Origin of the sequence: Candidatus Avoscillospira sp. LCP25S3_F1, assembly GCF_052117125.1 — a bacterium.
Taxonomy (GTDB): domain Bacteria; phylum Bacillota; class Clostridia; order Oscillospirales; family Oscillospiraceae; genus Avoscillospira_A.
Map to the genome: position 1 here is coordinate 1 of NZ_JBQKJT010000017.1, position 12,470 is coordinate 12,470.

The following is a 12,470-nucleotide window of genomic DNA, read 5'->3' on the forward strand; positions in this document are numbered from 1 at the left end:
GCTTGAAGTTGTGCGCTCTCGCGAAGAAATGCGCCGGGAAGCCTATGGTTTCCTGCCTGATGGGTGATTCGACAGCGCTTGCCTCAGCAATTGTGCGGTGCTGCCTTAAATTTCCATCATTTATAACAAATGGAAATTCTATAAATATAGCATTGCAAACAGATCCAGTTTATGTGAAAGATATATACGCCAGGCAATTAGTGCCTGTATGGCTGAAACCAAAATGTAGGTCCTCACGCTAATTAGGGCCTACTAAAAAACGATGATCATCCTAAAAAATCCCCAAAATTGCACAAACCATCGACGCAGTCTGTAAGCTGTGTTCATGGCTAAAAGATTGAAATGACTACTCTTTTTGCGTTCCCACCCAGCTTGTAAAAAAAGAGCTCAAAGCAGAATTTACGCTTTAGGTTTCCATTGCGTCCCGCGATGGCCTTCCCGCTCACCGCTATCACGCATCATCTGGCATTTTTTTCTCTCAAAGTACCTACCTCGTTTATGTCCAAGTGCCAGACCGCTTAAATGGATGCCAAACTCTAAACAATAGCTGTTGAAATTGTTCCATCTGGTCTGCTCCAGAAAAGTATGACCACCTGCCACAAATAATTGAAGTTTCTTTCTAAATTTTGTGGAAACTGGTTATTTCCCACGGTTGATTGGGCCGATGCAGGGTTGCTAAGCACTGATGATCTGGTCCTCACAGACATGAGCTTTACGATTAAACATATACTTTTGATGCTCAAAAACCAGCAGAATCACAGACAGCCAATCCCAGAGCCAGCTGGGTATTGGATTTAAATGGGCAGACATCTGCAGCAGCAACTGGTTTAGGCATACTCCGGCTCTGAACATCCAATCTAGCTGCTTCCTAATTGCCTTGTGTGCTTAACCCTCCACTTCTTGGATTTGATCAAGCTGAGATAGGATTTCCGGGCATACTTCCGGCTGTAGGGCAGTTTATGGCCTGTACAACGCGTATCGTTCCACAGCAAACCAATTGCCGTTTCCAGATACTCTCTGCATTGGTTCAGTAGATCGATGTGGGTAGATGCTTAACATCCATAGGAAAAATGGTTTCATTCAGAATAAGCCTTCCACATTTTTTTTAGCCTTCTTCTGTCTTATTTGCTTTTCTTTACGGTATTTGAATTTTCCTTTCTATTACCTGGTTTATCACTGGAGCACTTCTAGTCATCGTCGTTCGGATTATTTCAATCCACATAGTGAATTATCTCCAGCCATACACCTTCACACAGAGGCTTGTCGATTTTGGCCACTTACTGCGCGGAAAACAATTACAAAAATATACCATCACCCACCAATGGTTCGAGCAGTGGCACTGTTTGAAACTCCTCCAAGCCCTGAAAATACTGTATGTAGTTTTTTCCTAAGCGGGTGCAACCGTTCCACATCGGTGAAATTCTCCGATTCCTTAATGAAAAGTTCACCAAACGCAATGCAGGCTGGGACTGCATTACGACCATTTTCCCAGCACATAGACTGGGCATATATCTCTTCTATCTGTGCCCATTACATCCAATTTGACATCTACACCCATCGGTTCCCTGCCGACAGATGCGTCCCAAACGACATCTGAAACCATCTTCATTTTTATCTGTTCCAAAGCTCGTTTCTGATACATTCCTACACCCCATAATCGTACATTTCAAAGTAAAAGTGCCTGTTTTGTCTACTTGTAGTATACCACAGAAGTAACCAATTGGGAATGTTCCTTTACATTTTTGCATACAGGTCTCGGTGTTTTGCTAGCGTTGGGAGCTCTCGACCATATTCTATTAAAAGTATCGAACCAAGCATTGTAAAAAACATGCGAGCCAATAGATTATAGTTTCAAAATATCTATAAGGCGACGTATTCTGCGCTCCTCAGGTGTAAAATATCGATTTAGCCCATATAAGCTATAATTTCACAGAAAGAATATTTCAGATCAGAAATTTAATAATTTTCTCCAAATTCACTGGTAATTTCTGCCGGATTGATGCAAATATCTTTCGGTATTCTTTTGTATTTCACAGATTTATTATATCACCAAATAATTAATTTTCCCAGGATCTCATCCGTTTTTTGAAAGCAAGGAGTCCACCCGCTAGGGAGGACTCCTGTTCATTTTGGGCCTGTTTTTCACAATCCCATTTATAAACCTAATGACACCATCAAATCCGCCGCAGAATTTCTCGATTCTGCAGCGGGCCCATTATTTTCTCTTTTTCCGATAAAGCCAACCGCCACCGACGGCGGCGGCAACCACCAGAACGCCTGCTGCAATCGCCACAGCTGGCGCGCCCTGTTCTTCCCTGTCGAAGTCCATTTCCCATGCCGACGCCGCGTCGCCTGCCGCTGTCAACTTGACGGCAGGCGGTTCATATAGCAGCATAAACAGTCGGTACAGCATCAATGCCGCTTCTGCCCGAGTGATCTCTCCCTGGGGATTTAACACGCCGTTTCCCGTCAGGAGTTGCTCTCGAACAGCCAGCGCCGTCGTTTCCAGCGCCCAGTCGGAAATGGCGTCACAGTCGCTGTACTGTAAATACATAGTCGTATCCGTCGGATAACTGTATCCTTTCTGGTCTGCCAGTGTGCGGCTGCACAGGGCAATGAGCTGCTCCCGCACCACATTCTGCTCTCCGCGGAAGGTCTGATTCTCATAACCCAACAGAATATTCCGCTGCTGACCGGATGCCACATACGGATAATATATGCTGTCCGTTTCCACATCCGTAAAATCCGTGGTCAGCCCCCGATCCAGTGCAAAGAACATGCTGACCAGCGCCTTGCTGAAGTCATATCGTTTCAGCGGCCCATCCGGACGAAATGCCCCGGTTTCATCGACGGTAAAATACCCTTTGGATACCATAAACGCAATCGCATTCGCCGTTTCCTCGTCTACCGTCCCCAAATCTGTGATTTCCACCGCATTCTCCACCACCTCATAGGTGCCAGTATAGGGCGTGGAGAAGGAAAGGGCGCCGTTGATCGCGTCGTACTGTCCGCCCCAGTTGTCGCTGCCGCCTGTATAAGTCACCAGAATTGTTGCCGTCTCACTGGCCGCAGGCAAGGAAAGCGTGATGCCCACGGGCAAATGCGCGAGGGCATTGCCTTCACCATCGCTGAAGGTGATCTCATACTTGCCATCAGTCTGCACGATCTGGAGCACCACCACCGTTGTTGATTCCAGCAGCGCCGTCAGCGTTTCCCGGGTGACTGTCACAGTGTGCTGACCATCTCCCAGCAACAATTGCAGCCCGTCCACGGCTTCCATGGCCTCCAGTAAGTCTGCATCCAGTTTCCACGCCACAGGCGTTTCCCAGGATTGGAGCGGCGCAAATATCTGTAGCGTCACCGTCACCGGCTTGTTGAGCATCGTATCACCTAGCACGTCCATCATGGACTGCAACAGTTCCTCCGCCTGCAAGATCGCCTGCTGTAATTGCGCCAAATCCACCTGGATCAGACCGTCCTCCACGGCAGCATAGCTCTGCGTCAACTGACGCAGCATATTTTCCATGTACAGAACAATCTCCTGTTTGGCCGCATCGTTCACTTCCGTACCGTCAATGTTCTCCAGCGCTGTTTGCAATTGCCCGGCAGGGTCTTGGAGCCCGGCATTGAAATCCAGCGTAAGATTTGGCGTTTGCTGATCGGCTGCGGCCTGCTGCTGTAGCTGCGCTTCCTCGACCGGTTCCTCATGGGTGACAACCACCCGTACGCCGTTTACCGTTTCCTTCACCACCGCGCCGCCGCTGACTTGATCTTCCACATAGACAATCACATAATAGAGATCTGGCCCCAGTCGGTAGATCTCCCCTACCGTTCCATTAATCTGCTGCGCCAGTGCCTGCGCGATTTGCTCCACCTGAGCTGGCGTCAAGCTGCCGGATACCTCTTCAAACGTATAACTGGGCCGACCCACCAGATCCGCGTATGAACGCAAAGTGGCGGCAATGTTAGAGGACGCAACATAGCTCTGCTGCATCAGCCCACCCAATGGTTCTGTACTGGGATCGGCATATGGTTCTCTGATATGGTTGCTTGCATATTGAGAAAAAACAGACATTGCATCTTCATAGGAGTCGGTCTGTTGGAGCTGACCGTTGAAAAAGAGTGCATAATAAAAATCGGCTGACGGGTATTCCACATACTCCCATACTGTATTGGGATCATCGAACACGCCCTGCACTTTTTGAAATCCCTTTGCCAGTCCATCCTGCAAACGCATGGGCGCGGTGTCGGCTACCGCATCGTATAGCATTCCGTTCTCATCGCGTAATATCACCAGAGCAATCTCCTCCATCTGTTGGAGCTGACCATTCTGGATCTGATATGCAATTAGATAATGGCTGGCTTCTCCCCAGACTTCAAGATTCTCATCCTGCCGTACACAGACGGTTTCCTGATACTCCGCCACAAAATAGGCGTTGCCATTGGGTGCGACCGCAAATTTCGATCGAGCAAATTCTCCGGAATACCCCATTGCCATTGTTTCCTCGAGTGCCTCTTTGTACGAAGGCCCTTCCGTTATAAAAAGTTCGTCCTGTGGGACAGCTTGACTTCCGTCCCAAGTCCAAATGGTGGGCATGATTTCCGGTTGGCTGCTGCCAACTATACGCCGCCCGGACGCCTCATACTCATAATAGGTCAGGAGAATTGGCATACCGTCTCCTGCCAGATCAATCAAAATTGCCGACGGTTTCATGGTACACGATTCGCCGCGGAAATCAGGAGCAGTACGCTGCTGCATCCCCTCCAGCGCCTCCGCATACCCCTGTGCCATGGCAGCATCCATTCTACAGTTGCTCGCTTCGCCCACATAGGGCAGTTGGTTCAGCAGTTCCACAGCCGCCGCTTCCTGTGCCTCTGCTGCGCCTACCGGCAGCGCAAAACTGCAAAGGTTACACAGAATCCCAATAATCATCAGGCAAGATATCCATCGTCTTTTCATCGCGTCCGCTCCCTCTTTCTCTTTTTACCCACGAACTGTTCCGGCGTGCCGCCACGCACCGCCCTAACAGATATGGCAACTACACAAAAATTGCATCCAATCGGTGGTTGTCCCGTTTACCACTCGGCATCAAATACCTCTGCCGGGCCAAACTGAATGTTACCGGCATACCGAGCAAATTTCCAGCCGCCCTCCTCCGATTGGGTTAGGATGTACTGGGGCATCTGATTGACACGCACCCAAAACCGAACCCGTTGTGTATCATCGACTGTTCCTTCACCATACCGGCTGTCAAGATAGTTTCTTGCTTCGCTGGCAATGGCAGGACTGAGATTCTTTAAATCTTCCAGCGTCTCATAATACTGTGTTTCATAGTTTTCCACCGTGCTCAACAGAATAGAACCGTCCTCCTGCATCTGGATATCCGTAATGGCATAGTCCATCAACGTTTCCTGCTCAATATCGCCAAATCCACCCAGCACCTGCGTTTTCATTTGCCACTCGATGGCTGTTCTGTCCTCGGGATCAGTGGGTACTGCAACATAATCTGCCAACTGGTCGTATTTATGCGCATTCATATCCTGCACATAGCTCCGGAGGAATCCGCCCAGCAAACTATTGAACAACTCTTGTCCCGGCGCAACCTGCACCGTGGCTTCGCCGCCGATATCCTGGTTTTGTACATACAGCGAAATATCGGTGGACTCCGTCAGAAGATCGGGCTGCTGCGTCTCGTATTCCACCACATAATACTGTTTCAGCTCTCGATAAATATGATTGTAGAATTCAGTAAGCTCCGTGCTGAACTGAGACAGATGGAGAAAACGGCCGCCTGAAGCCTGGGCGATCTGCTCCAACATGCGGTCCTCCGCCGCAGTACCGGCATCGCCGATTCTGACAATAAACACCGGGATTTGATACTGGGCCACCACATTGACCACATCCTGTGCGCTGTTGTAGCTCCCCACATCCATGCCGTCTGTAAAGGCCAGCACAACCTTTGCTCCCTCCTGGCCGGAAACATCCTGTACACCATAGATAAGGCTGTCGTATAACTTGGTTTGACCAGACGGCTGGTAGCTGTCAATTTCCCGCTGCAACGACTGCGGATCATCCGTAAAACTTCCCAGCTTTCCAATGGTGCTGTTAAACGGCGTCAGCTTGACATGATCCCCCGCTTGAAACTGCACCGTATTCAGGAAGTCTTTCATAATCTGTTTGGCCGAATCCATGTTCCGGCCTTCCATACTGCCGCTGGTATCGGCCAGAATGTTGATATTCAGCCGTTCGTTTTCATTGATCTGGACGGCCTTTGTCACAACACAAGGCAGATAATTTCCCGTTTTGGCATCCTTCTCGGATACATAGAACATGTTTGGGCTTAGCTCCGTCGGCACCGTACCAGAGGCCGATTCCTCAATATCCAGATAAAGTCGAACGTTGGGATAGGTCGTAAAATCATGCTGCATGATTTGGACGACATACCCGGTTTTCTTCTGGGCCGCCTCTTCCGCAAAGGCTTTCCACTGGGCTACATGGTCGTCCAGTTGCTTGTATTCCCCCGCCTCGATCAAATCCTTCATCTCAGCAGCGTACTCCTCCAGTTTAGCTTTTTGTGCATCCGACGCATAGCCGGGTTCCATACTCTCCATTTGTTCCAGCAGAACCTGCGCTTCGCCTTGCAGTCGCGTTACCAAAATCTCTTCAAACGCGGACAGATCGTTTACCGCTGTGATCTGTGCAGCATAATCGGTTGCATTCAAGGCTTCGGCCCCTTCCAGCAAGAAACCGTACTGTTGCTCCTCGGCCTCGGTCAACAAATAACCCTCCATCCGATCCTGCTGTAATTGTATCCAGCGCTCAAACGTGTCGGCACCATCCAGCGTTTCGGTTAGTTGCTCCTGTAGCCGTGCTTCTTTCAAACTGTTGAGAATCCATCCTCCCCCTGCGATTATCAGCAGGATCATCAATGCCGCTACCAGAAAAATGGTCTGCTTCTTGTTGGTTTTTTTCCCAGCCGTATGTACCGTATCCGTCTCCGGGGTGCTGTCCTCCCACGGAAGCGGCGCCGTATGATTTTCCGATAAAGGCGAACCTGTTTCTTCTACATTCTGTCTTGCGCCGCAAGTAGAACAAAATGCTGCGTAATCCTCTAGCTCCTGTGAACAGTTGGGACACTTTTTCATCTTTTCAACTTTCTTTCATCATAAAATTAAGAGTATGACGCACAATCCATTTTTCTCTTTTCAGTCTCCAACTAGGCGCCATATCTGTAACAGTCAAGGAAGACCTCTAGCAATCAGAATTCCCTTCGTTTTTGCATCGTTCGCTCCCCTCCCTTTGCATTGTAATCTCCGACAATGGAGTTGTCAAGGATGGTATAATACGTAAATATACGGATTTCTATTCACTCTCGCAGAAACATAAGTGTAAGAACATGCCGGAATAAATCCCACTATGGCAGCTCGCTGCACCATTACCTCTACTCAAGCAGATTCCTGCTGGACAATCTGAGCCGGGAACAACTATTTTGATATGATCATGCCAAATAAATCTTAAGGAACCACTGATTTAATGCAAAGAGACAAAAGAAATGGTATCATAGAGGCAGAGGAAAAAATGAAGCAGCAAAGCTTCAGTGATTACGAATACAGCCAGCGGAAGAAAAAGACGCGGCGTGAGGAATTTCTGGAAATCATGGAGGAGATCATCCCGTGGGAGGAATGGGTGTCGCTGATTGTGCCCTACTATCCATCGGGAAAGCGAGGCCGTCCACCCATTGAGATAGAGATAATGCTGCGGATGTACCTGCTGCAGTGCTGGTTTACCCTGTCAGATGAGGGGGTTGAGGACGCCATCTACGACAGCTATGCCATGCGGAAATTCATGGGAATCAACTTTTTGGAAATGGATGTGCCGGACGCCACAACACTGCTGAAGTTCCGCCACCTGCTGGAGGAGCATGGACTGGGGAAGCGGTTCTTTGATGCGATTAACCGCTGCCTGGATCGCGCCGGGCGGATGATGCGGGGCGGAAGCATCGTGGACGCCACGCTCATCAGCGCTCCCAGCTCTACAAAGAACGCGAAAAAAGAGCGTGACCCGGAGATGCACCAGACAAAGAAGGGCAACCAGTGGTATTTCGGCATGAAATGCCATACAGGCGTAGATGCAGGCAGCGGATTTGTCCACACGGTGGAGGTGACGGCAGCCAATGTCCATGATATCACCGTGGCAGCAAAGCTGCTGCGAGAGGACGACGAGGTGGTCTATGGAGACAGTGCTTACCTTGGCATCGAAAAACGGGAAGAGATCCAAAACAACGCGCAATTTTGTTCTATCCAGTACCGCATCAACCGCAGGCCGGGCAGACTGCCCAGAGTTTCAGACAATGCCATCGATTGGGAACGCCATATTGAGCACCAGAAATCCTCTGTGCGCTGTAAAGTAGAGCATCCGTACCGCATCGTAAAAAATATCTTTGGTTTCCGGAAAACAGTCTATCGAGGGCTGAGCAAAAATCTCCCGCCTGTATGTGCTGTTTGCCAGTGCGAATTTGTATATGTTGGTTAGAGCCGGCGGCACTTTGCCGCCAGCATAGGTTTTTTGCGCCCTTTTGCAGAAAAAGGGCGCAAAAACAGCAGAATATGACTGAATTTTGAGTTCATCTTGCACAATTGGGCACGATTGCTGCCCCTTATAAGCTGTAATGCTACATATAATCAGTGGTTCCTTAAAAAGCAGTAAGCATATATGAAATACCATCACAAATCAATAGCTTGACTCTCTGTAGTTTAATGATCGCTGTTTATTTTTAGCATCAACTACCTTGGAGCATCTGATAAGAGAGACATCCTCACCTACCCCTGTTCCCTATTTCATGCTACAATAATTCTGTATTTCAGGCAGGAGTTTCACCGGAACGGAGTAAGTTTGGAAGGAGCGGCAAGAAAGGGGGCAAGTATGCCCTCCGTTCCATGGACACCACTGAAATCAAAATTCCATAAGGTCGATACCATTCGGGCCATGGCGCTGGAAGTACAGCAGGCCTTTGACGAGGCCCGCGCCGATGCGGATCGTCCGTCTGCTGCCAGCAAGGCCCTGATCAAGCTGCGGAGTGAGTGCGTCCGCCTGTACCAGATGCAGCAGGAGCTGGCCGGTCAGGCCCAGACAGCACAGGAAACCGAATTGGTGATGGCGCTATTAGAGGACCTGGAGCAGATCAGCCGCAAGGCCCATGAGGCAGTGGGCTTTACCCCCGCCCCGCTGGCACAGCTGTCAGCGCTGCAATAACCATCTTTCACACGATTTAGGAGGAATTCTATATGTTGAATCGAATCATTCTCATGGGCCGTCTTACCCGGGACCCGGAACTTCGTACCACCGGCAGCAACATCGCCGTTTGCAGCTTTTCCCTGGCCTGTGACCGGGACTTCAAAAGCGACAAGGGCGAAAAGGAAACGGATTTCTTCGATGTAGTCGCCTGGCGCGGCACGGCGGAGTTTGTCAGCAAGTACTTCACCAAGGGCCGTATGGCCATTGTGGAAGGCCGTCTCCAGATCCGCGACTGGGTAGACAAGGACAAGAACAAGCGCCGCACTGCTGAGATCGTGGCGGAGAGCGTCTACTTTGGCGATTCCCGGCCGGAGTCCCAGAGTGCGCCTGCCGCACCGGCTCCCGGCAGTTTTGATGTGTTCCAGTTACCCGCGGACTTTGATCCCACAGCATTTATGCAGCGATAACAACTTAATGAATTTTGGGGAGGGCCATTGCCCTCCCCTTTGCCTTATGGAGGAACCAAAATGAAACGAACCTTTTTGACCATTGATGATGTATTGCACCACAACTGGCAATTTCCCGAAACCACATCCCACCAGACAGACCGGCTGCTCCGCTCCACCCGTCTGGAAGATGCCATCTATACAGATCTGCGGCAGGATGACGCATCCATGGACGCTGTAGAAGCAGCAGCCACAACACAGCTGCCCAGCTTCCCGGCACTGTCCCAGGACGTCTTTCAGTCCTTTTATGCGCTGGCCCCCAAGCGGAACGACGAAGCCGTTCTCTCCTGTGCGGCCCGAAAGTTCCATGCTCATCTGCTGGACCATGTGATGCAGCAAGATGACTTTCCAACGCTGAAAAGCATCTGCGAAGGCCGGGAGCTTCCGGCCTATGATGCTGCTGCGGAATTTCTATCCCGTACCGCTGACCAGCTGGATTCCCTGCTGGCTGATCTGGGTGGAGACAAAGGCGCACTGCACACCCTGGAAAAGCTGGAACAGGCACAGCAAGAAGCTGCTGAGACTTTCTCTGCCTTGATGGAGCAGTATCGTGCCTCTGCTGCCGGCCGGGAACTGCTGGAGCCGAAGCTGCTGGCAGCGGCCAATCAGCTGGCCAGTAAACATCGTCAGCAGGAGGCCGTCTCCAAAAATGTGGATGTTGTTCTGGCCCAGCGGAAGCAGCAGACCCGCTCCGCGGTCTCTGTCGCCCTGGAATCTGCCACAGAAAAAGCCCAGGAGACACAGAACATTCTGGCAGCCTGGAGTCAAACACCAGGCAATGCTTCCCGGTGTCCTGAAAATCTGGAACTGCTGCAGGCAGTGCGCCAATCTCCACAGCTGCTGGAGATCTCCCGCCACCTGGGCCGATTCCGGGAAATTTTTGCCCAGGGGAAGAAAAACAGCTATGCCTATGGTCGTGGTGAGATCTATTCCCTGGAGTTGGGTAATGATATTTCCCGGGCCATTACCTCGGAGTTGGCCATGCTGGCCTCCCCTGCTACCCTGCCCCTGTTTCTGCGGAAATACCAGACGCGGCAGTTGAAGCAGTACCGGCGCCGTACCCCGGTGCATAAGGGCATGGGTGATATTATCTGCTGCCTTGATGAATCCGGTTCTACCCGTGGCCCGCTGGCCGCCCTGGCCAAAGCCATTGCCATGGCGCTGCTGGAAGTTGCCGCAGAATCCCACCGTAAGTTTGCGCTGATCCACTTTGCCAGCCGGGAGCAGCTCCAGCTGGATCTGTTCCTGCCGGGCCACTACTCCCTGGAGGACCGGCTGCGGGCGGCAGAGACATTTCTGGACGGCGGCACCGATTTTGAGGCCCCCATGACAGCAGCTATGGCGCTGCTCCAGGAGCAGTCCTTTCAGTCAGCCGATATCGTATTCATTACCGATGGCGAGTGCAGTGTCTCTGATTCATTCCTGGAGGAATTGCATGAGGAACAGTCTGCGCACCACTTCACTGTTACCGGCATTCTGCTGGACCGCGGACAGATTGGCATGGATTTTAGCTTAAAAGCGTTCTGCCAGAAAATCTACCGGACCAGCGAACTATTAGAAGATGACATTGTGCGAGACTTGATGCGTAATTACATAGGATAAACGTAGCGCCCCATGCAGCAGAGATTGCTCTGCCGCATGGGGCGTTTGCTATGCAATTATTGAATCTCCTGCTCCAGCGCATCAAATTCCGGCGTTGAGAAAAATTCTCCCAACGTGATACTCAGTCCATCACACAATTTCTTGATGGTCACAATAGAAATATCCTTTCGCCGTTCATCCAGCATGCTGTATACCGTAGACGGCGTTACCCCGGCCAAATTGGCCAGTTCATTAGGACGGATAGTGCGCTCCGCACAGATTTGCCGGAACCGCTCCACCACTGCTTGTTTTACTGCCATACCGCGTTCACCTCGGTATGATAGTATCTTTTTATGCGCTATTGCGTATACGCAGTTGCGTACTTTCCATTGAAATGCTAAAATTAAGGCAGCATTTTATTTTTAAGGAGCGTGATCGGATGAACTATCCGTGCTGCACTTTTTTGGGGCATCAAGATTGTCCCTCATCGATTGCACCACAGGTGCGGGAAATCCTACAGCAACTTATAGAACAGGAGTGTGTTCAGACCTTTTATATTGGCCACCAAGGCAACTTTGATTCTCTGGTGTACACTGTATTGCAAGAACTTGCAGCAGTATATTCTAAACTGTCCCTTTTTGTCGTTTTGGCCCATTGGCCTATCCATGAAGCTAATCTGGATCTTTCTAACTGTATTTATATAACAGATATTGACGAGGTTGACTTGCACCAAGCGACTTTCCGAAGAAACCATTATATGCTGGAGTGGAGCGATATTGTCATTACATACGCAGCCAACCATGACAGCGATACAGCATTCTGGGCCGCACAGGCACGTCAAATGGGAAAGCGGGTTATTGAAATTCAATTATAGCAAAGAATAAGGACACTTCCTGCTGCTGTAACTGACTTCTATATAGTAGCGTCTTTTACAGTATTCACGGTAGATTTCCTCATACGCAATCAAAATACCCAGTCCCCGAATCCGGCTATAAATTCTGTCTACAACCATTCGGCATTCTTCCTCTGTAAATGGCATCTTCTCATACGTATTGAAAAACGCATGTGTTTTCTGATACATAAAGTCCCCTATTCTGGCCTTTTGCTTTTGTTTCAGATGCTTGAAATCTTTATTGAGTTGCCCATTT

The 12,470-nt window shown here is 50.0% G+C and carries 8 protein-coding genes; 5 read left to right on the top strand and 3 right to left on the bottom strand.

Annotated elements, in window-relative coordinates; all coding sequences use genetic code 11:
- Positions 1-2,215: 2,215 nt before the first annotated feature.
- A complete protein-coding gene (locus ACTQ33_RS13585; RefSeq protein ID WP_441465131.1) occupies positions 2,216-4,960 on the bottom strand; it encodes an S-layer homology domain-containing protein in 2,745 nt (914 codons plus the stop codon).
- 116 nt (positions 4,961-5,076) lie between these two features.
- On the bottom strand, positions 5,077-7,146 hold the full coding sequence (locus ACTQ33_RS13590; RefSeq protein ID WP_441465132.1) for a VWA domain-containing protein: 2,070 nt from the start codon (positions 7,144-7,146) through the stop codon (positions 5,077-5,079).
- Between the two features lie 433 nt (positions 7,147-7,579).
- Here ACTQ33_RS13590 and ACTQ33_RS13595 point away from each other — a divergent pair.
- The 4 genes from ACTQ33_RS13595 to ACTQ33_RS13610 all read left to right on the top strand — a co-directional run bounded on the left by ACTQ33_RS13595 (position 7,580) and on the right by ACTQ33_RS13610 (position 11,343).
- Positions 7,580-8,561 (top strand): IS5 family transposase gene (locus ACTQ33_RS13595; RefSeq protein ID WP_441465133.1). Its coding sequence is split into 2 segments (ribosomal slippage): positions 7,580-8,484 and positions 8,483-8,561, totalling 984 coding nucleotides; the frame shifts between segments, so codons are not numbered across the junction.
- 362 nt (positions 8,562-8,923) lie between these two features.
- Entirely contained in the window at positions 8,924-9,253 is a 330-nt protein-coding gene (locus tag ACTQ33_RS13600) for a hypothetical protein (RefSeq protein ID WP_441465134.1), read from the top strand.
- Positions 9,254-9,285: 32 nt separating this feature from the next.
- A complete protein-coding gene (locus tag ACTQ33_RS13605) occupies positions 9,286-9,702 on the top strand; it encodes a single-stranded DNA-binding protein (protein ID WP_441465135.1) in 417 nt (138 codons plus the stop codon).
- A gap of 60 nt (positions 9,703-9,762) precedes the next feature.
- Positions 9,763-11,343 carry a vWA domain-containing protein gene (locus ACTQ33_RS13610; protein WP_441465136.1) on the top strand — a complete coding sequence of 527 codons (1,581 nt, stop codon included), beginning with the start codon at positions 9,763-9,765 and terminating at the stop codon, positions 11,341-11,343.
- A 56-nt stretch (positions 11,344-11,399) separates the two neighbouring features.
- Here ACTQ33_RS13610 and ACTQ33_RS13615 read toward each other — a convergent pair whose 3' ends face one another.
- Entirely contained in the window at positions 11,400-11,642 is a 243-nt protein-coding gene (locus ACTQ33_RS13615) for a helix-turn-helix domain-containing protein (RefSeq protein ID WP_441465137.1), read from the bottom strand.
- 119 nt (positions 11,643-11,761) lie between these two features.
- Between ACTQ33_RS13615 and ACTQ33_RS13620 the strand changes: the two genes are divergently transcribed.
- Positions 11,762-12,196 carry a hypothetical protein gene (locus ACTQ33_RS13620; RefSeq protein WP_441465138.1) on the top strand — a complete coding sequence of 145 codons (435 nt, stop codon included), beginning with the start codon at positions 11,762-11,764 and terminating at the stop codon, positions 12,194-12,196.
- The last annotated feature ends 274 nt before the right edge of the window (positions 12,197-12,470 follow it).